The 19,685-nt window shown below is 69.3% G+C and carries 17 protein-coding genes, 2 pseudogenes and 1 riboswitch; of the genes and pseudogenes, 12 read left to right on the top strand and 7 right to left on the bottom strand.

Annotation, left to right across the window (positions count from 1 at the left end):
• Window positions 1–53: 53 nt before the first annotated feature.
• Both pflB and pflA read left to right on the top strand, forming a co-directional pair.
• Window positions 54–2,405 (top strand): annotated as a pseudogene (gene pflB, locus ACFPUZ_RS03850) (formate C-acetyltransferase).
• Window positions 2,398–3,261 carry a pyruvate formate-lyase-activating protein gene (gene pflA, locus ACFPUZ_RS03840; protein WP_377000068.1) on the top strand — a complete coding sequence of 288 codons (864 nt, stop codon included), beginning with the start codon at window positions 2,398–2,400 and terminating at the stop codon, window positions 3,259–3,261. The pseudogene pflB and the gene pflA overlap by 8 nt, the downstream one beginning before the upstream one ends.
• On the opposite strand, the gene ACFPUZ_RS03835 is transcribed toward pflA, so the two are convergent.
• Window positions 3,258–4,481, bottom strand: coding sequence for an NAD(P)/FAD-dependent oxidoreductase (locus ACFPUZ_RS03835; protein WP_377000312.1), 1,224 nt, complete (start codon window positions 4,479–4,481; stop codon window positions 3,258–3,260). The genes pflA and ACFPUZ_RS03835 overlap by 4 nt on opposite strands.
• 12 nt (window positions 4,482–4,493) lie before the next feature.
• A riboswitch (TPP riboswitch) is annotated at window positions 4,494–4,589 on the top strand.
• Between ACFPUZ_RS03835 and thiM the strand changes: the two genes are divergently transcribed.
• Together thiM and ACFPUZ_RS03825 are read left to right on the top strand one after the other, a co-directional pair.
• The gene (thiM, locus tag ACFPUZ_RS03830; RefSeq protein WP_377000310.1) at window positions 4,571–5,368 is read left to right on the top strand and encodes a hydroxyethylthiazole kinase; all 798 of its coding nucleotides are present in this window, start codon (window positions 4,571–4,573) and stop codon (window positions 5,366–5,368) included. It overlaps the preceding riboswitch by 19 nt.
• A gap of 2 nt (window positions 5,369–5,370) precedes the next feature.
• Window positions 5,371–6,876: pseudogene (locus tag ACFPUZ_RS03825) on the top strand (bifunctional hydroxymethylpyrimidine kinase/phosphomethylpyrimidine kinase); the annotation flags it as partial.
• Here ACFPUZ_RS03825 and ACFPUZ_RS03820 read toward each other — a convergent pair.
• A complete protein-coding gene (locus ACFPUZ_RS03820) occupies window positions 6,855–7,445 on the bottom strand; it encodes a class I SAM-dependent methyltransferase (RefSeq protein WP_377000067.1) in 591 nt (196 codons plus the stop codon). The pseudogene ACFPUZ_RS03825 and the gene ACFPUZ_RS03820 sit on opposite strands and share 22 nt — an antisense overlap.
• Before the next feature lie 14 nt (window positions 7,446–7,459).
• On the opposite strand from ACFPUZ_RS03820, the gene ACFPUZ_RS03815 reads away from it, so the two are divergent.
• Together ACFPUZ_RS03815 and ACFPUZ_RS03810 are read left to right on the top strand one after the other, a co-directional pair.
• Window positions 7,460–8,518 (top strand): magnesium and cobalt transport protein CorA, encoded by a 1,059-nt coding sequence (locus ACFPUZ_RS03815; RefSeq protein WP_377000308.1) that lies wholly within the window; start codon window positions 7,460–7,462, stop codon window positions 8,516–8,518.
• A 127-nt stretch (window positions 8,519–8,645) separates the two neighbouring features.
• On the top strand, window positions 8,646–9,743 hold the full coding sequence (locus ACFPUZ_RS03810; RefSeq protein WP_377000065.1) for a saccharopine dehydrogenase family protein: 1,098 nt from the start codon (window positions 8,646–8,648) through the stop codon (window positions 9,741–9,743).
• Here the strand turns inward: ACFPUZ_RS03810 and ACFPUZ_RS03805 are convergent.
• Entirely contained in the window at window positions 9,730–10,179 is a 450-nt protein-coding gene (locus tag ACFPUZ_RS03805) for a PaaI family thioesterase (protein ID WP_377000063.1), read from the bottom strand. The two genes, ACFPUZ_RS03810 and ACFPUZ_RS03805, sit on opposite strands and share 14 nt — an antisense overlap.
• 66 nt (window positions 10,180–10,245) lie before the next feature.
• On the opposite strand from ACFPUZ_RS03805, the gene gndA reads away from it, so the two are divergent.
• The 6 genes from gndA to ACFPUZ_RS03775 are packed head-to-tail and all read left to right on the top strand — an operon-like array spanning window position 10,246 to window position 17,233.
• A complete protein-coding gene (gndA, locus tag ACFPUZ_RS03800) occupies window positions 10,246–11,694 on the top strand; it encodes an NADP-dependent phosphogluconate dehydrogenase (protein ID WP_377000061.1) in 1,449 nt (482 codons plus the stop codon).
• Window positions 11,695–11,712: 18 nt separating this feature from the next.
• Window positions 11,713–12,975, top strand: coding sequence for a DEAD/DEAH box helicase (locus ACFPUZ_RS03795; protein ID WP_377000059.1), 1,263 nt, complete (start codon window positions 11,713–11,715; stop codon window positions 12,973–12,975).
• 21 nt (window positions 12,976–12,996) lie between these two features.
• Window positions 12,997–14,379, top strand: a complete 1,383-nt coding sequence (locus ACFPUZ_RS03790) for a hemolysin family protein (protein ID WP_377000057.1) — start codon at window positions 12,997–12,999, stop codon at window positions 14,377–14,379.
• 20 nt (window positions 14,380–14,399) lie between these two features.
• Window positions 14,400–15,428: a hemolysin family protein gene (locus ACFPUZ_RS03785; RefSeq protein WP_377000307.1), complete on the top strand. Its 1,029-nt coding sequence runs from the start codon at window positions 14,400–14,402 to the stop codon at window positions 15,426–15,428.
• Window positions 15,421–16,293, top strand: a complete 873-nt coding sequence (locus ACFPUZ_RS03780; RefSeq protein WP_377000055.1) for a 3-methyladenine DNA glycosylase — start codon at window positions 15,421–15,423, stop codon at window positions 16,291–16,293. Before ACFPUZ_RS03785 ends, ACFPUZ_RS03780 begins: the two co-directional genes overlap by 8 nt.
• Window positions 16,280–17,233, top strand: a complete 954-nt coding sequence (locus ACFPUZ_RS03775; RefSeq protein ID WP_377000053.1) for a hypothetical protein — start codon at window positions 16,280–16,282, stop codon at window positions 17,231–17,233. The genes ACFPUZ_RS03780 and ACFPUZ_RS03775 overlap by 14 nt, the downstream gene beginning before the upstream one ends.
• Window positions 17,234–17,282: 49 nt before the next feature.
• On the opposite strand, the gene ACFPUZ_RS03770 is transcribed toward ACFPUZ_RS03775, so the two are convergent.
• From ACFPUZ_RS03770 to odhI, 4 genes are all read right to left on the bottom strand, one after another.
• Entirely contained in the window at window positions 17,283–17,825 is a 543-nt protein-coding gene (locus ACFPUZ_RS03770) for a MerR family transcriptional regulator (protein WP_377000052.1), read from the bottom strand.
• Between the two features lie 116 nt (window positions 17,826–17,941).
• Window positions 17,942–18,508, bottom strand: a complete 567-nt coding sequence (locus tag ACFPUZ_RS03765; protein ID WP_377000050.1) for a bifunctional nuclease family protein — start codon at window positions 18,506–18,508, stop codon at window positions 17,942–17,944.
• A complete protein-coding gene (ftsR, locus tag ACFPUZ_RS03760; RefSeq protein WP_377000049.1) occupies window positions 18,505–19,212 on the bottom strand; it encodes a transcriptional regulator FtsR in 708 nt (235 codons plus the stop codon). Before ftsR ends, ACFPUZ_RS03765 begins: the two co-directional genes overlap by 4 nt.
• Window positions 19,213–19,234: 22 nt before the next feature.
• Complete coding sequence (odhI, locus tag ACFPUZ_RS03755) at window positions 19,235–19,669, bottom strand: oxoglutarate dehydrogenase inhibitor Odhl (RefSeq protein ID WP_377000048.1); 435 nt, start codon at window positions 19,667–19,669, stop codon at window positions 19,235–19,237.
• Window positions 19,670–19,685: the final 16 nt, after the last annotated feature.

Here is a 19,685-nt window from a genome sequence, read left to right as displayed (position 1 = left end):
GTCATATGACTTATTTTTCTCATTGACACCGGAAAACCCGAGAGGTTGAACACGTGACCACCGTTATCCCGCCTGTGACCCAGGCCTGGGAAGGTTTTGCTGAGGGGGCGTGGACCGACACCATCGATGTCCGCGATTTCATCCAGCGTAACTTCACGCCCTACACCGGCGACGCCGCCTTCCTGGCCGGCCCCACAGAGAAGACCCTGCGCACCTGGCAGCACCTGGAGGACAACTACCTGTCCGTGGAGCGCGAGCGCCGGGTCTACGACATCGACACCGACACCCCCGCCGACATCGACGCCTTCGGTCCGGGGCGCATCTCCGACGACGACGACATCATCGTCGGCCTGCAGACCGACACCCCGCTCAAGCGCGCCATGATGCCCTCCGGCGGCTGGCGCATGGTGGAGACCGCGATCGTCGAGGCCGGCATGGAGCCGAACCAGCAGGTCAAGGACATCTTCACCCGCTACCGCAAGACGCACAACGATGCCGTCTTCGACATCTACACCCCGCGGATCCGCGCCGCGCGTTCCTCCCACATCATCACCGGCCTGCCCGACGCCTACGGCCGCGGCCGCATCATCGGTGACTACCGCCGCGTGGCCCTCTACGGCGTCGACCGTCTCATCGCGGACAAGGAGGCGGCGAAGCACGCCGTCCATGACGCCGGCTTCTCCGAGCACTGGGCGCGCTACCGCGAGGAGCACGCCGAGCAGATCAAGGCGCTGCGCAAGCTCAAGGTGATGGCGCAGTCCAACGGTTTCGACATCTCCGGGCCCGCGACCACGGCGCAGGAGGCCGTGCAGTGGACCTACTTCGGTTACCTGGGGGCCGTGAAGTCCCAGGACGGCGCGGCCATGTCCATCGGCCGCCTGTCGAGCTTCTTCGACATCTACTTCGAGCGGGACCTGGCCGCCGGCATCCTCGACGAGGTGGGCGCCCAGGAGATCATCGACGCCCTGGTGATCAAGCTGCGCATCGTGCGTTTCCTGCGCACCATCGACTATGACCAGATCTTCTCCGGCGACCCTTACTGGGCGACCTGGTCGGATGCGGGTTTCATGGACGACGGCCGCCCGCAGGTGACCCGAACCTCCTTCCGCCTGCTGCAGACGCTGCGCAACCTGGGTCCGGCGCCGGAGCCGAACATCACCATCTTCTGGGACGACGCCCTGCCGGAGGGCTACAAGGAGTTCTGCGCCGCGATCTCCATCGAGACCTCCTCGCTGCAGTACGAGTCGGACAAGCAGATCCGGGACCGCTGGGGCGATGATTCCGCCATCGCCTGCTGCGTCTCGCCCATGAAGGTGGGCAAGCAGATGCAGTTCTTCGGCGCCCGCGTCAACGCCGCGAAGTCGCTGCTCTACGCCATCAACGGTGGGCGCGACGAGGTCAGCGGGCGGCAGATCGTCGAGGGGCACGCCCCCATCGAGGGCGACGGCCCGCTCGACTTCGACGAGGTGTGGGAGCGCTACGAGGACATGCTCGACTGGGTCATCGGCACCTACGTCGAGGCCCTCAACATCATCCACTGGTCGCACGACAAGTACGCCTACGAGGCCATCGAGATGGCCCTGCACGATTCGGACATCATCCGCACCATGGGCTGCGGCATCGCCGGGCTGTCCATCGTGGCGGACTCACTGTCCGCGATCAAGCACGCCGAGGTCTACCCCATCCGGGACGAGACCGGCCTCATCGTCGACTACCGCACCGAGGGCGCATTCCCCGTCTACGGCAACGACGATGACCGCGCCGACGACATCGCCGCCACCATCGTCCACACGGTCATGGCCAAGATCCGGGAGATCCCGCTCTACCGCGACGCGATCCCCACGCAGTCGGTGCTCACCATCACGTCGAACGTCGTTTACGGCAAGGCGACGGGCAACTTCCCCTGCGGCCACCGGGCGGGCACGCCCTTCGCGCCGGGGGCCAACCCCACCAACGGCGCCGACAATCACGGCATGGTCGCCTCCATGCTGTCCGTCGGCAAGCTCGACTACAACGATGCCCTCGACGGCATCTCGCTCACCAACACCATCACCCCCTCCGGGCTGGGCCGCACCAAGGCCGAGCAGGTCAGCAACCTCGTCGGCATCCTCGACGCCGGGTTCATCATGGACGAGAACTAGGAGAACCCTGCCATGTCCACCAAGACCTTCGCCGAGCGCATGGCCGACATGAAGGCCGCGCGCGCCTCCAACAACATGGAGTCCGGCCTCTACCACGCCAACATCAACGTCCTCGACCAGTCGACGCTGGAGGACGCGATGAACAACCCGGAGAACTACCCCAACCTCACGGTGCGGGTGTCCGGTTATGCGGTCAACTTCGTCAAGCTGTCGAAGGAGCAGCAGCGCGACGTCATCTCCCGGACCTTCCATCACGGTGCCTGAGGACGGCGTCACCGGCGTCGTCCGCCTCTCCCCCACGGTCGGTGAGCGGGTCCGCGGGGTCGCCGCCGGCATCGGGGGTACGGCCGGGGAGCTCCCCCGCCCCGAGCTTCTCGACGCCCGCGTCACCGGCGACGTCGCCCTCGTCCACTCCTGGGAGATGGTCACCGCCGTCGACGGCCCCGGAACGCGGATGACGCTCTTCCTCAGCGGCTGCCCCCTGCGGTGTCTCTACTGCCACAACCCCGACACGATGGAGATGCGCACCGGCACGCTCGAGCGCGTCGAGGACGTGGTCAAGCGGATTCTGCGCTACCGCCGGGTCTTCCAGGTCACCGGGGGCGGGTTGACGATCTCGGGCGGTGAGCCGCTCTTCCAGCTCGCCTTCACCCGGCGGGTGCTCGCGGAGGTCCACGCCGCGGGGGTGCACACCGCGATCGACACCAGCGGTTTCCTCGGGGCCCGCCTCAGCGATGCGAACCTGGACAACATCGACCTCGTGCTTCTCGACGTCAAGTCCGGCGACGAGGACACCTACCGCCACGTCACCGGACAGCCCCTGCAGCCGACCCTCGACTTTGGCGACCGGTTGGCCGCGCTGGGGAAGCCGGTGTGGGTGCGTTTCGTGCTCGTGCCGGGGCTCACCGATGACCCGGAGAACGTGGCCCGGGTGGCGGACGTCGTCGCCGGCTGGCCCAACGTGGAGCGCGTGGAGGTGCTGCCCTTCCACAACATGGGCGCCGACAAGTGGCGGGAGCTGGGCCTGCGCTATGACCTGGCAGACACCAAGCCGCCGACCAGCGCCTCCCTGCGCACCACCCGGCAGGCCTTCCGCGAGCGCGGGATCGAGACCTACTAGCGCAGCGGGTCGAAGGGCCGGATCGCCGGGTGGGTCTCACCGGTGTCGATGAGCTGGGCGAGGAACTTCCCCGTCGCCGGGCCGAGGACGACGCCCCACATGCCGTGCCCGCCCGCGACGTAGACGTTCTCCGTGCGGGTGCGGCCCACCAGGGGTCGGCCGTCCGGGGTGACGGGGCGGGACCCGACCCACTCGTCGCGACGCTCGTCGAGGTCCACACCCGTCATAACCTTCCGCGCCTGGTTGACGATGGCCTCGATCCGCCGCGGGTAGAGAGGCTCGTCGGGGCGGCGGAACTCCATGGTGCCCGCGATGCGGAATCGCCCCTGGTAGGGCGTGCACGCCATGCGGTGTTGCGGCAGGTAGACGGGGTGCTCGGCGGGCTGCGCGGTCTCCACCGTGAAGGAGTAGCCGCGCCCGGCCTGGACGAGGGTGCGCACCCCGTGCGGGCGGGCGAGGGCGGAGAGCCAGGCGCCCGTGGCGATGACCGCCGCGTCACAGTCGAGCCGCTCCCCGGTGGCGAGCACCACGGCGTCCCCGTGGACACTCACCACCTCGGCATCCGTACGGATCTCCGCCCCGCGCTCCGCCACCGCCCGGCCGAGCGCGGCGACGTAGGGTCCCGGCTCGATGAAGCGCTGCCCGTCGAGGCGGTAGGCGCAGGTAATGGCGTCGGACAGCATGGGCGCCAGGGACTGCACATCCTCCAGCGGGGTGAGCGGGGCCTCCTGGCCGTGGCGGACCGCGCCCGCCACCTCCCGGAGGAAACCGGCGGCCTGGGACTCCTCCTCGAAGCCGATGACGAAGGGGCCCTGCCGAGTCCAGGCGTCGACACCGCCGAGTGCGAGTTCGTCGAAGGCCGCGAGGGCCTCCAGGTCGATGGGGGTCAGATCCGCCATGGTGGCGTCCCACGCGCGGGCGGTGGCCTGCGCCATGAAGCGGGCGAGGAAGGCCCACAGCTGGGGATCGAAACGCAGGGGCATGGACAGGGCCGCGTCGGCGTCGAGAAGCGCCGTGGGGCCGTAGCGCCACAGGCTGGGGTCCGAGAGCGGGATGGTCTTGGCCGGGGCGAGCCAGCCGGCGTTGCCCCACGAGGCGCCGGCGGCGACGCCCTCCTTGTCCAGGACCGTGACCTGGTGACCGCGTTCCTGCAGGTGCCAGGCGGTGGCGAGGCCGACCATGCCGGCTCCGACGACGATGATTCTGCTCATACCGCCTATGGTAATCTTTGTCACATCGACATGGGGTGCGCGGACGTCGCGCTGAGATCACACCCACCGAACCTGCTCTAGTTAGCACTAGCGAAGGGATTGTCATGAGTTTTCTCGATCTGCGGGATGAGCTGCGCGCCGCCGCGCCGCTCGTCCAGTGCCTGACCAACTCGGTCGCCATGCCGCTGAGCGCCAACGTGCTGCTCGCCGCCGGGGCCTCGCCCGCGATGATCGACACGCCCGAGGAGGCCGGGGACTTCGCCGCGCTGGCCTCCGGGGTGCTCCTCAACGTCGGCACGCCCACCGCGGAGCGCTACACCGCCATGCGCGAGGCGGTCCGCGGCGCCACGGCGGCCGGCACCCCCTGGGTCATCGACCCCGTCGGGGCCGGCGTGCTCGCCCACCGCACCTTCTTCGTCGACGCGCTTCTCGACGCCTCCCCCACCGCCCTCCGCGGCAACGCCTCCGAGATCTCCGCGCTGGGCGGCACGGGCGCGGGCGGGCGGGGCGTCGACGCGGCCGACACCGTCGAGCAGGCCCTGCCCGCCGCCCGGGCGCTGGCGGAACGCACCGGCGGGGTGGTGGCGGTCTCGGGACCGGTGGACCTCATCGTCTCCGCGGGTCGCAGCACGTGGCTGACCTCGGGCGATCCGCTGCTCACCCTGGTGAGCGGCACCGGCTGCGCGCTCGGCGCGTTGTGCGCGGCCTACCTGGGGCTGGGTGCCGATCCGCACGACGCCGTCCTGGCCGCCCACGCCCACACGGGTGCCGCCGCCCAGCTCGCCGCCCGCTCGGCCACCGGTCCGGGCGGGTTCTCCACCGCGTGGCTCGACGCTTTGCACCACCTCACCTCCGCGGAGATCGCGGACCTCGTCTCCTGGAAGGACCCCTCATGATCCCCCGCATTCTCTCCATCGCCGGCACCGACCCCACCGGCGGCGCCGGTGTGCAGGCGGACCTCAAGTCGATCTCCGCGGCCGGAGGCTTCGGTATGGCGGTGGTCACCGCGCTGGTCGCGCAGAACACGCAGGGGGTGCGCTCGGTGCACACCCCGCCGATGTCCTTCCTCCGGGAGCAGCTGGACGCCGTCTTCGACGACGTCGCGGTCGACGCCGTGAAGATCGGCATGCTCGGCGACGTGGAGACGGTCGCCGAGGTCACCCGCGCCCTGTCGGACCATGAGGTCGCCCACGTCATCCTCGATCCCGTCATGGTGGCCAGCTCCGGCGACCGGCTGCTCAACGAGGACGCCGAGGCCGCCGTGCGGGAGCTCGTGCGCCGGGTGGACGTGATCACCCCCAACCTGCGCGAACTGGCGGTGCTGTGCGACATGGGGATGGCCACCACCCTCGAGGAGGGCATCGAGCAGGCACTAGGCCTGGCCGCCGACACCGGCACCGTGGTCATCGTCAAGGGTGGGCACCTGACCGGTCCCGAGGCGGACAACGCGGTCGTCTCGCCGGACGGCACGGTGCACCGGGTGCCCACCCCGCGTATCGACACCAAGAACACCCACGGCACCGGCTGTTCCCTGTCCGCCGCCCTGGCCACCCGGATCGCCCGCGGGGACTCGGTCGCCGAGGCCCTCGAGTGGTCCACCCGCTGGCTCCACGAGGCCATCCGCCACGCCGATGACCTTCAGGTCGGCCAGGGCCACGGGCCCGTCGACCACTTCCACCGGGCCCGTCGCCTGGAGGCGGCGGCCTCCACCACCCCGTGGGCCCCGCGCACGGACGTGCCCGCCCCCACCCCGCACCTCGCCCCGGCGGGCCCGCACACGCAGGCCATGTGGGAGGCCACGGGAGAGATCTGGAACGAGATCATGGATCTCTCCTTCCTCCGCGAACTGGCCGACGGCACCCTGCGGCACGCCGATTTCGCCTTCTACCTGGATCAGGACGCCCAGTACCTCAACCGCTACTCCCGCGCCCTGGCGCTGCTCTCCGCCACCGCCCCGGAGCAGGAGGGCCAGACCTTCTGGGCGGAATCCGCCCGCGAGGTGCTCGAGGGCGAGGCCCAGCTGCACCGGGACTGGCTGGGCGGCAACGACATCAGCGTCACCAGCCCCTCCCCCGTCACCCTGGGCTACACCAACTTCCTCGTCGCCTCCTGCGCCGTGGAACCCTATGTCGTCGGCGCGGCGGCCGTGCTGCCGTGCTTCTGGCTCTACGCCGAGATCGGCATGGAGCTGGCCCGGTCGAATTCACCCGCGCACCCCTACCACGCCTGGCTGTCCACCTACGGCGGCGAGGAATTCAACGCCGGGGCGCGCCTGGCCATCGAGCACACGGAGCGCGCCCTGGAAGCCGCCTCCCCCGCGCAGCGCGAGCAGGCGATGACCGCCTACCTGCGGGCCTGCCTCTACGAGCGGGAGTTCTTCGCTCAGGCCGACCGGGCCTGGTAGAACAGCGCCACGAGGAAGTCGGAGTCCTCCGTGAAGGGGCGCAGGTCCCACGTGGAGAACACGTTCTCCGGCTCCAGTCCGGCCTGCGCGGCGGTGGCCATGAAGTCATCGAAACCCCAGCCGCGTCCGGCCCCGAACCCGGCGATGAAGCGCCCGCCGGGGCGCAGGGCCCGGGCGATGTTCTCCAGCGCCCCCGCCCGCCCGGCGGGGTCGAGGAATCCCATGACGTTGCCGGCGGAGAACGCCAGGTCGACGTCCCCGGGCAACGGGTCCGCGCACACGTCGCCGACCTGGAAACTCGCCCCCGGGTACCGACGCCGGGCGTGTTCAACGAGCACGGGATCGATGTCCACACCCACCACCTCATGACCGCGTTCGGCCAGGTAGCCGCTCACGCGCCCCTGCCCGCAGCCGACGTCGAGGAGGCGGGAGGCGCGGGGGACGAGGGCGTCGATAAGCCGGGCCTCGCCGTCGATGTCCTCGCCCCGCTCGATCATCGCCTCCCAGCGGCGGGCGTAGTTCTCCGAGTGCTGGGGATTCCGGGTGGTGATATCTTTCCACGTCGCCATGCGACCAGTATAGGATCAGCCAGGTGCTCACCCCTTTCGACCGCGCCCGCCGGGCGCCCGACCGGAGCCGCCTCAAGGTCCCGGTCGAACGCGCCATCGACCACTGCCGCGTCTTCATCGACGGGGTCCGCCTTCCGGGTGAATATATCCCTTCCTCGGCGCTCAACGAGGTCCGCGAGCACGGCCGCGGCTTCGTCTGGCTCGGCCTGCGGGAGCCCGACGCCCAGCAGATGGAGAAGGTTGCCGACCAGTTCGGCATCCACCCCCTCATCGTCGAGGACGCCGTCACCGCCCATCAGCGCCCCAAGGTCGAGCGTTACGATGACCAACTGTTCCTGGTCGTCCGCTCCATCCGTTTCCGCGCGGAGGCCTCCGAAACCCGCGAGATCATCTCCACCGGCGAGGTGCAGATGCTCATCGGCCCGGACTTCATCATCACCGTCCGCCACGGCGCGGAGCTCCCGGAGCTTTCCGACGTCCTCGAGGAGCGGCCCGAGCTCGTCGCCCTCGGCCCCGCGTCCCTGGCCTGGCGGGTGGCCGACCACCTCGTCGACGAGTACGGGCGCATCGCCGCCCTCCTCGAGCAGGAGGTCGATGACCTGGAGGAGAACGTCTTCACCCCCGGCTCGCGCCTCAACATCGAGCAGATCTACATGTACAAGCGCGAGATCCTCGAGATGCGCCACTCCACCGACCCCCTCGCCCCGGCGCTGCGGGCGCTCATCGCGGACAACCGCGACATCCTGGGCAAGCAGCTGCGCAGCTATTTCCGCGACGTCCTCGACCACGAGATGGCCGTGCGCGACCAGATCGCCGGCTACGACGAGCGCCTCTCCGCGCTCATCGACGCCTCCGTGGCCAAAATCACCATGCAGCAGAACACCGACATGCGCACCATCTCCGCCGTAGTGGGCATGGCGGCCGCGCCGACCCTCATCGCGGGCATCTACGGCATGAACTTCCGCCACATGCCGGAGCTCGACTGGGAGTACAGCTACTACGTCGTCCTCGGCGTCATCGCCTTCATCGTGGCGCTGATGTTCTGGTGGTTCCGCCGCAACAACTGGCTCTGAGGCATATCACGGCAGCGATATCACGGCAGGCATAGGTCGAGTAGGCGGCCCGCGCGACCCGTGCTCCTCTCGGCCTAGACCTGCCACGCTATCCATGACGAGATATGCCTTTCGGTAGCCTGGCGCCATGAACGCCCCCTCCACGTCTGACATCCTCCTGTTCGGCGCCACCGGTGTCGTCGGCCGCCTCACCGCCCGCTACCTCATCGACCACGACGTCATCCTCGCCGGCCGAGACAGGCGGGCCCTCGAGGAGCTGCGCGACGAGCTCAACCCGGACTGGCGGATCGCCACGGGCGACGCCCATTCGGCGGCGGACATGGCCGCCCTCGCCGCGCAGGCGAAGGTGGTCATCAGCTGCGTGGGCCCCTATTCGAGGCTGGGCTGGGAGATGGTCAACGCCTGCGCGGAGCACGGCACCGACTACGTCGACCTGTGCGGCGAGGTGCCCTTCATCCGGCGGGTCATCGACACCCACCACGGCACCACCACGGCCCGCATCGTCCCCTCCTGCGGCTTCGACTCCGTCCCCTCGGACATGGGTGCCTTCGCCCTGCGGGAGCACGCGGGTGAGCCGCTGGACACCGTGACGATGGTCGTCGAGAAGCTCAAGGGCGGGCTGTCCGCCGGCACTCTTGACTCGATGCGGGAGGTCTCCGCGCAGGCCCGCGCCGACCGCAGCGTGGCCCGCAACCTGCATCACCCCTACTCCCTCTCCCCCGTCCCTTCCGCGGAGCCCTGGCTGGAGGGGAAGGACCTCGAGGTCACCCGGCTGGCCGACGGGCGCTGGGCCGGGCCGTTCTTCATGTCCATGTTTAACACGCGGGTGGTGCGGCGATCCAACTCGCTGCGCGGGGAGCGTTTCACCTACCACGAGCGCTGGGCCACCCGCACCCGCCTCGGGGCCTGGGCGCTGGCCGGGATGACGGCCGCGGTCTTCGCCGCCTCGCAGAAGCCGATCCTGCGGCGCTTCGTCCCGGGCCCCGGGAAGGGCCACTTCCGCTTCACGCACGAGGGCGTGACGGAATCCGGGAGGAAGGTCGCCTGCACCGTCGCCGCCGATGGCGATCCCGGCTACGTGGTGACGGCCATGATGCTCGCCGAGGCCGCCCTCACCCTGCTGGAACACCCCGGCGAGGGCGGGGTGTTCACCCCGTCCACGGCGCTGGGCACCCCCTACCTCGCGCGGCTGCAGGCGAAGGGGATGAGTTTCACCTGCTCATGACCATCGTGCGCAGGGTGGTGCGGGCGACGACACGCCCCTCGTTGCGCATGATGACCTCCCACAGCTGGGTGCGCCCGCCCAGCTGCAGCGGGGTGGCCTCCGCCTCGATGATCCCCTCGCGGACGGCCGCGATGAAGTCGGTGTCGTTGTTGACCCCCACCACCGGCGCCCCGGCCGCCGCCACGCCCGCCAGGCTGCCGACGGATTCGGCCAGCGCGCAGAACACCCCGCCGTTGACCAGGCCCACCGGCTGCAGGAGGTGCGGGCCGACGGGCAGCTCGGCGCGGACCCGGCCGTCGGCGATCTCGGTGTAGCGGACACCCAGGTGGGCGGAGAGGCCGACGTCGCGGGTGTTGACCGTCTCCAGGGTCTGCGCGTCCAGGGATTTCCCGGTCCCGGCCAGGCGGAAGAGGTCGGTGTACTTGAGCTCGCTCATGGCGGACATCCTAGCCTGCCGGGTCCATCCGACGGCGGCGATCAGCGGTGTCTACACTCATGAGCCATGAGCACCCCTGAGAATCTCGCCCACATCGGCGTCGTCGGCCTCGCTGTCATGGGCTCCAACCTCGCCCGCAACTTCGCCCACAAGGGTCACACCGTGGCCGTGTACAACCGCTCCCCGGAGAAGACCCGTGCGCTCATGGCCGCGCACGGCGACGAGGGCGCCTTCCTGCCCTCCGAGACCATCGAGGACTTCGTCGCTTCCCTCGAGCGCCCCCGCAAGGCGATCATCATGGTGCAGGCCGGTCCCGCCACCGACGCCGTCATCGAGCAGCTCGCCGAGGCGATGGAGGAGGGTGACATCATCATCGACGGCGGCAACGCCCTGTTCACCGACACCATCCGCCGCGAGCAGGAGATGGCCGCGCGTGGCCGCCACTTCGTCGGCGCCGGCATCTCCGGCGGCGAGGAGGGTGCCCTCACCGGCCCGTCCATCATGCCGGGCGGCCCCACCGAGTCCTGGGAGACCCTCGGCCCCCTCCTCGAATCCGTCGCGGCGGTCGTCGACGGCACCCCGTGCGTCACGCATATCGGCCCGGACGGGGCCGGACACTTCGTCAAGATGGTCCACAACGGCATCGAGTACGCCGACATGCAGGTCATCGGCGAGGCCTACCAGCTGCTGCGCTACGCGGCGGGCCTGACTCCGGCCGAGATCTCCGAGGTCTTCCGCGAGTGGAACGCCGGCGAGCTCAACTCCTACCTCATCGAGATCACCGCCGAGGTCCTCGCCCAGGTGGACGCCGAGACGGGTCAGCCGCTTATCGACGTCATCGTCGACGCCGCCGGTCAGAAGGGCACCGGCCGCTGGACCGTCAAGGCCGCCCTCGACTTGGGTATCCCGGTCACCGGCATCGGCGAGGCCGTCTTCGCCCGCGCCCTGTCCTCCTCCCTCGAGCAGCGGCGCGCCGCCCAGGGCGTGCTGCCTTCCGGCGAGCTGGCCACCTTCGACGGTGACCGCGACGCCTTCATCGAGGACGTGCGCCGGGCGCTCTACGCCTCCAAGTTCGTCGCCTACGCGCAGGGCTTCGACGAGATCCAGGCCGGCTCCGAGGAGTACGGCTGGAACATCGACCCCCGCGACCTGGCCACCATCTGGCGCGGCGGCTGCATCATCCGCGCGAAGTTCCTCAACCGCATCGTCGAGGCCTACGATGCCAACCCGGAGCTGCCCTCACTGCTGCTCGACGGCTACTTCCTCGGCGAACTCAGCGGGCTCATCGACTCCTGGCGCCGCGTCATCATCACCGCCACCAGCCTCGGCCTGCCGGTGCCGGTCTTCGCCTCCTCGCTGTCCTACTACGACTCGCTGCGCGCCGAGCGCCTGCCGGCCGCCGTCATCCAGGGCCAGCGCGACTTCTTCGGCGCGCACACCTACGGCCGCGTGGACAAGCCGGGCGCCTTCCACACCCTGTGGTCGGGTGACCGGACTGAGGTGCAGACGAGCTAGCAGCGTAGACTCTGCGCAATGACCACTTTCAAGGATCTCGGCCTTCCCCTGCCCATCGTGCGCGAACTGCAGCGACAGGGGATCACCGAGCCCTTCCCCATCCAGGCCGCCGCCATCCCTGATGCGCTGGCCGGCCGGGATGTCCTCGGCCGCGGCCCGACGGGTTCCGGCAAGACCTTCACCTTCGGCCTGCCCATGCTCGCCCGCCTCGCGGAGAAGGGCGTCACCCGCCCCGGCCACCCGCGCGCCCTGGTGCTCACCCCGACCCGTGAGCTGGCCGCCCAGGTCAAGGAGCGTCTCGACGCCCCCGCCAACGCCCTGGGCCTGCGCCTGCTCGACGTTGTCGGTGGTGTCAACATCAACCGGCACATCCGTTCGCTCGCGGCGCCGGTCGACCTGCTCGTGGCCACGCCGGGCCGCGCCCAGGACCTCCTCGACCAGGGCAAGCTCCACTTCGACGAGGTCGCGATGGTCGCCCTCGACGAGGCCGACCAGATGGCCGACATGGGCTTCCTCCCGCAGGTGCGCCGCCTCATGGACCGCACCCCGCGCAACGGCCAGCGCCTGCTCTTCTCCGCCACCCTCGACGGGGACGTGCAGAAGCTCATCGACCGCTACCTCAATGACCCGGTCACCCATTCGACCGCTCCGGTGCAGGCCAGCGTCGACACCATGGAGCACCACCGCCTGCTGGTGGGCAACCGCGACGAGCGCAACGACGTCGTCCTGCACATCGCCGCCCGCGAGGGCAAGACCATCATGTTCATGCGCACCAAGCACGGCGTCGACCGCCAGGTGAAGAAGCTGCGCCGGGTGGGCATCAACGCCGCCGGTCTCCACGGCGACAAGGGCCAGACCACCCGCACCAACGCCCTGGCGGGCTTCGCCGACGGTTCGGTCCCGGTGCTCGTCGCCACGGACATCGCCGCCCGCGGAATCGACATCGACGACGTGTCCCTGGTCGTCCACGTCGATCCCCCGGCCGAGCACAAGGCCTACCTGCACCGGGCCGGGCGGACCGCACGCGCCGGCACCTCCGGCACGGTGGTCACCCTCGTCATGGACGAGCAGCGCAAGGAGGTCGAGGGCCTCATGCGGAAGGCGGGGGTCGACGCCCCCGAGGTCCGGGTCACCCCGGAATCAGATGTCTTGACTAAGATCACGGGTGCCCGCGTGCCCTCCGGCGCCCCGCTGGCGCCCCCTGGCCAGCAGCAGCCGCGGAAGCAGGCCTCCCCGCACGCCCGACAGCGCCGGGGTGGCCAGCGCCGCCCACGTCGATAAGGATCCCGACCCGCGCCACTCATGGACATATTCATCAGCATCATCTCGCTCCTGGGCTTCATCGCCCTGACGGGCTCGACGGGTCTGTTCGTGGCCATCGAGTTCGCGCTCACCGGCCTGGAACGCTCGACTGTCGACAATCATGTCCGGGACAAGGGCGACCGCAGCGCGCACGCCGTCCAGCGCGACTACCAGAACCTCTCCTTCGTGCTCTCCGGGGCCCAGCTGGGCATCACGGTGACCACCCTGGCCACCGGTTTCCTCGCGGAACCGGTGCTGTCCAGCTACTTCACTCCCCTGCTGGAGCTCGTGGGGCTCAGTGAGTCCGCGTCGACGGCGGTCGCGCTGGTCCTGGCGCTCATCGTCGCGACCTTCCTGTCGATGGTCTTCGGCGAGCTCGTGCCGAAGAACGCCGCCATCACCATGCCGCTGCAGACCGCCCGCGTGGTGGTCCATCCGGTGCACGTGTTCAACATGGTCTTCCGGTGGTTCATCGTCGCGATGAACCGCTCCGCGAACTTCATCGTCCGCAAACTCGGCATCGAACCCGCCGATGAGCTGGCGACGGCGCGTTCCAACCAGGAGCTCGGCAGCCTCGTGCGCACCTCCGCGCAGCAGGGTGGCCTGGACATCAACACCGCCAAGGTCATCGACCGCTCCCTCCAGTTCGGCGAGGCCACGGCCAGCGAGTTCATGACCCCGCGCTCCACCATCGCCTACCTCAGTGCCGAGGACACGGTGGACGCGCTCATCGCCAAGTCCCTGGAGACGGGCCATTCGCGCTTCCCCGTCACCCGCGGCGACCTCGACGACACCGTCGGCGTCGTCCACGTCAAGGACGCCTTCGCCGTGCCGCGCGAGGCCCGCTCCACCACCCTCCTGGGCTCCCTGGCCCGCAAGGTCCCGGTCGTGCCGGACACGCTCGACGGGGACGCGGTGCTGTCGACCGTGCGCTCCGCCGGTTCCCAGGTGGTGCTCGTCGCCGACGAGTACGGCGGCACCGCCGGCCTGGTGACCATCGAGGACGTCGTCGAGGAGATCCTCGGCGAGGTCTACGACGAGCACGATGACGCCGCCGCCGAGCAGGACTTCCAGAAGTTCGGCTCCTCCTGGGAGGTCTCGGGCCTGGTGCGCGTCGACGACCTCCACGCCCGCGTCGGCTACACGGCCCCCTCCGGGCCCTATGAAACGCTCGGCGGGCTCATCATGGCCACCCTCGGGCGCATCCCGACCGTCCAGGATGTCCTCCTGCTGCCCGAATCCGACAACCCCGGCATGTCCGAGTTCGAGACCGGTATCACGGGCCGCTGGATCGCCCGGATCACCGTCATGGAGGACCGCCGCGTGGACAAGGTGATCCTCACCCCGGTCACCGACGAGGAAGCCCAGGAGTACCAGCCGTGAACATCGTCGTCACCACCCTCATGATCGTGGCACTGCTGGCCGCCAACGCCTTCTTCGTCGCCGCCGAGTTCGCGCTCATCTCCTCCCGCAAGGACCGCATCGAGTCCCTCATCGCCCAGGGCAAGCCCGCGGCGCGCAAGGTCCTCTACGCCACGGAGCACCTGTCGATCATGCTGGCCGGCGCCCAGTTCGGCATCACCATCGCCTCCCTCATCCTGGGTAAGGTCGCCGAGCCCGCGGTCGCCCACTTCATCGAGGGCCCCTTCCACTCCCTCGGCATCCCCGACCACCTGCTCCACCCGATCTCCTTCGTCATCGCGCTGGCGTTCATCACCTTCCTCCACATCCTCTTCGGCGAGATGGTGCCCAAGAACATCGCCATCGCCGGCCCCGAGACGCTGGCCATGTGGTTGACGCCCGCGATGATCTGGTGGGTGAAGATCACCCGCCCGCTCATCGAGTTCATGAACTGGGTCGCCCGCATGACGCTCCGCGCCTTCGGCATCGAGCAGAAGGACGAGCTCGACACCACGGTCAACGAGGCCCAGCTGGCCTTCATGATCAAGGAGTCCCGCGCCGAGGGGCTTCTCGACGCCGAGGAGACCCAGCGCCTCTCCCGTGCCCTGCGCTCCGAGAAGCGCTCGCTCAAGGAGGTCATGATCCCGCTGCGCAAGGTCCGCACCCTCGACTTCGGCCGCCGGGGCCCGACCCTCGGCGAGCTGGAGCAGGCGGTCGTCGAGACCGGATTCTCCCGTTTCCCCGTCACCGGCACCGACGGTTCCTTCCTCGGCTACATCCACGTCAAGGACGTCCTCGACCGCCTGGCCACCGACAGCCCGGAGGAGTTCATCCCCCGCTCCGACCTGCGCCCGCTGACCATCGTCGACGGCACCGGCACCATGGACGAGGCCCTGCGCAAGCTGCACCGCCGCTCCGCCCACATGGCCCAGGTCCGCGACCGCGGCGAGCTCATCGGCGTGATCACCCTCGAGGATCTCATCGAGGAGTACGTCGGCACGGTCAACGACTGGACCCACGAGGATGCCTGAGCTTCTCGACGACTGGGTCGACCGCCGGGCCGCCCATGAAGCCCGCGCCGACGCACTCACCCGCGAGCACCTCGCCCGCCGGAAGCGTCGGGAGAAGCACCCCGTCCACGATTTCCTCTTCGAGTACTACCCCGTCCGCCCGGCCCAGCTGCGCCGCTGGCACCCTGGGGCCGGGCTCGCGCTGCCCGGCCGCACCCCGCACGCCGAGTGGCGGGACTATTCCTTCGACGGCACCTGCACCACCGTCGACGTGGCCGCCCTGTGGGCCCGCCGGGGCGAGGCCCTGCTCTACATCCGCGACCTGCTGCAGCGCACCGCCCTCAACCCCGCACAGTTCGACTGCTTCGGGCTCCACGAGTGGGCGATGATCTACCGCACGGACTCTCCCCGCCACGACCTGCCCCTGCGCCTGGGGGCGGCGGGGAGTGACGCGGTCGTCGAGAAGCATCGGTTGCGGTGCACCCACGTCGACGCCTTCCGCTTCTTCACCCCGGCCGCCCGGCCGCTCAACCTGCGCGTGCTCGAACGCGCCGACCAGCCCGCCCACGAGCAGACCGGATGCGTCCACGCGACCATGGACCTGTACAAATGGGCGGCCAAAATGGGGCCGCTGGTGCCGGGCGAGCTCTTCCTCGACTGCTTCGAGCTGGCCGTCGACGCCCGCGTCCTCGACATGGAGGCCTCCCCCTACGACTGCCGGGCCTACGGCTTCGGGGTCGTGGCCATCGAGACCCCGGAGGGCAAGGCGGAGTACGTCGAGCGGCAGCGCGCTCTGGCGGAACGGGGAAAGCCCCTGCGTGACCGGCTTGTCTCCCTCATTGACACAGCACACGCCACTACACTGCATGGTCATGGGCCGTCATAGCAGTGACTCAAGAAGCTTCTCCGTCGCCGGGTGGGTGATCGCCGCCGTCATCGCGGCGCTCGTGCTCCTCGGCGTCCTCATCTGGTGGTTCGGGTTCCGCACCACCGAGCAACCCCAGGCACAGGAGTGCATCCAGGGTGAGCTCACGCTGCCCGTGGCCGGCGACGCCGCCGAGCTCATCAGCGCCTACAACGCCTCCGAACCGGTGGTGCGCGACTACTGCGTGACGGCCACTGCCGTCGACGATGCCGCCCGCGCCGCCGTGGTCATCGGCGAGGCACCGGAGGGACGTTCGGTGGCCTCCTCCACGCCCGTCACCGGGGGCACGGCCCATGTGCTCGCCCCGGCCGGTGACATCACCGAGGAACAGAGCCGGGCGGGCGCGGACTTCGCCCGCTTCTCTCAGGTGGACGCACCTCCGACCACGACCACCACCGAGGCCGCCCCCGCAGCCCCGGGTAGCACTCTCATCCTCTTCGACACCTCCGCCCAGTCCGCCCCGGTGAACGCGCAGGCGAGCGAGGACCTCTCCCGTCTGGCGCTGGAGCTGGGCGGCGAGGGGCAACAGGTGGCGCTGTGGAACTACTCCTCCCCCCTCAACCCGGGAGTGACGCAGGGCTGGCGCACCAACGTCAGCTTCTCCGACGGCACCGAGGCCGCCCAGGTGGTGCAGCGCTTCGGCACCGGCGGCGTCCCCCAGACCCGCTCGGCCGTCGCCGCCGCCGTGGCGACCGCCGCGGAACAGGCCCGCGCCACCGGCGAACCGGTCCGGGTGCTCGTGGTCACCACCGGTACCGCCGAGGACATGGACGAGGACACCTTCCGCAACGCGGTGGAACAGGCCCGGGGCGATGCCCCCGTCACCATCGAGGTGGCCCACCTCGGCGAGGGTGAGCGCGACGCCGTCCTGGCGGAGCTGTCCACCCCGGCCACCCTCTGAATCAGCAACGCCTCCCCCGCACGTGAGCTGAGCGGGAGAGGCGAATAACCTAGCTGGTCTTGCGCTGGCGCCGGGCGGCGAGCTCGTCCATGCCGATGACCTCGGCCGCGGAGTCGTCGATACGCTCGGAGGGGAAAGAGGAGATCGTGCCGGTGAGCTCCTTCATGATGCCCGGGACCGCGATACCGAACACGCCCTGGCCACCGCCGAGCAAGTCGATGACCTCGTCCGCGGAGCGGCACTCGTAGACGGTGGTGCCGTCGGACACGAGGGTGATCTCCGCAATGTCGTTGGCGCCGCGGTCACGCAGCTTGTCGACGGCCAGGCGGATGTTCTGCAGCGAGATGCCCGTGTCGAGGAGACGCTTGACGATCTTCAGCACGAGGATGTCGCGGAAAGAGTAGAGACGCTGGGAACCCGAACCGCGCGCGCCGCGGATCGAGGGGACGACCAGCTTGGTGCGGGCCCAGTAGTCGAGCTGCCGGTAGGTGATTCCGGCCACCTGGCATGCGATGGGCACGCGGTAGCCGACCTCTTCACCGGGTCCGAGGTCGAAGAGGGATTCCTGGACGGGAAATTCGTTGCTGCTCACGTAATTACTCCAATGGGGTTCGGACAGGCGCCCTATGCGTCATTAAAAACCAAGGTTAGAGCAACGTCAAGAGATGGCCCGGAGACACGCCGAAACTCTAACCCTCAACTTGAAGGTTAGAGTTCTTCTTCCCCGTTGTCATCCCCCGGTCCGAAATCCTCCTCTGACATGCCGAGAGAGCGCATCATCTCCTCGAAATCAGCGTCCGCCTGCGCATCCCCCGATGCCGAGGCGGCCTCCACGTCCCCGCCGAAACGGATCCCGAAATATTCCTCGAGAATGTCGTCGGACACGAAGAAGGACGCCTGGTTGAGCACGTCCTCCTCCACCTGGATCTCCACCTCCAGGGCACGCGCGAGCAGCAGCGCGTCGGAGGGGCGGGCGTCGATCTCCTCGCCGTCGGCAAGCACGATCGAGGCGATGAACACGCCCTCGAAATGGCTGATGATCGTCACCGCCGACACTCCCCCGGCGCTGCGGTTGATCACGTCGAGCAGCAGCTCGGCGGAACCCGGACGACGCGGGGTGAAACCGTTGTCACGCGCATCCAGCTCGGCAGCGGCCACCGGCGAGATCCACACCGGCAGGATCCTATTCTGCTCGGCCCACCGCAGCAGCACGCAGGTGAACTGCTCCGGGCCGGCGGTGTGGATGCCGTGGTACTCGACCGGAATGAGCGTCATGCAAGCTCATCCCGCAGGGCGCTCTTCACCAGGCTGGCGTGCAGCGACACGACGAGGGCGGTGAGCTGCTGGCCCATGTCCACGCCCTCCTGTCGTCCCTTGCGACGCGCGACCGGGCCGGCGACCTGTCCGATGAGGTCGGCCTGGCGCTGCGCGGTGTTCCGCAGGGAGCGCAGGTGGCGGACATCGAATCCGACATCCCGCAGGGAGTGCGCGGTGTTCACCACGAGCACGTCATCGGCGGTGAAGAAGCCGGCGGCGTCGGGGCGGATGAGCCCGGCGTCGAGAAGCTCGGCGACGAAGGAGACCTCGACGCCGGTCTGGGCGGCAATGTCCCCGTCCGTGAGTCGGGTGACCGCGGGCGCCCGGAACGTCTCCGGGGAGACGATCGGCTCGGTGTCGATGACGGAGACCACGCCCGCGTCCATCGCCTCCAGCTGCTCGCGGATGACCTTGAGCGGCAGGTAGTTGTCGCGCTGGGTGACCAGGATGTAGCGCAGACGCTCGACGTCCTCGCCGGTGAATCGCCGGTAGCCGGATGCGGTGCGCTGCGGTGTGATCAGGCCCTCGGATTCGAGGAACCTGATCTTCGAGACGGTCACATCCGGGAATTCCTCGCGCAGGGCCTCGAGGACCTTGCCGATGGACAGGGTCCGGGACGTGCGCGGCGGAACTGCACTCGCCGGCTTTCGAACAGCACTCACGGGAAAACTACTTCTGTATCACCTAGTCGTTCTTGGAGCCGGCGAGGAAGACCAGACGGAACTTGCCGATCTGGATCTCATCACCGGTGCTCAGGGCCTGGTTGTTGCGCGGCTCGCGGTTGACGTAGGTGCCGTTGAGGGAGCCGACGTCGTAGACCTCGAACTCGCCGTCGGTGATGCGGAACTCCGCGTGACGACGCGACACGGTGACGTCGTCGAGGAAAATGTCCGACTCGGGGTGGCGGCCGGCGGTGGTGATCGGCTGATCCAGAAGGAATCGGGCACCTGCGTTCGGGCCACGCTTGACCACCAGGAGACCTGCACCCTCGGGAAGGTTGTCGGCGCCTGCCGTGGCCGGGGCGGTCCCGGCGCCCGACTCCATCTCCTTCAACAGGTCTGCACGGAAGACAGACGTGGTCTCAACCTGTGCCTCGGGGGTACCGGTGTTCTCGCTCATTTTCTTAATCCTCCGC

The organism is Corynebacterium nasicanis (assembly GCF_042658165.1).
GTDB classification, from domain to species: domain Bacteria; phylum Actinomycetota; class Actinomycetes; order Mycobacteriales; family Mycobacteriaceae; genus Corynebacterium; species Corynebacterium nasicanis.
The sequence above is the reverse complement of the archived record's forward strand: the minus strand, read 5'-3'. Positions and strand labels throughout refer to the sequence as shown.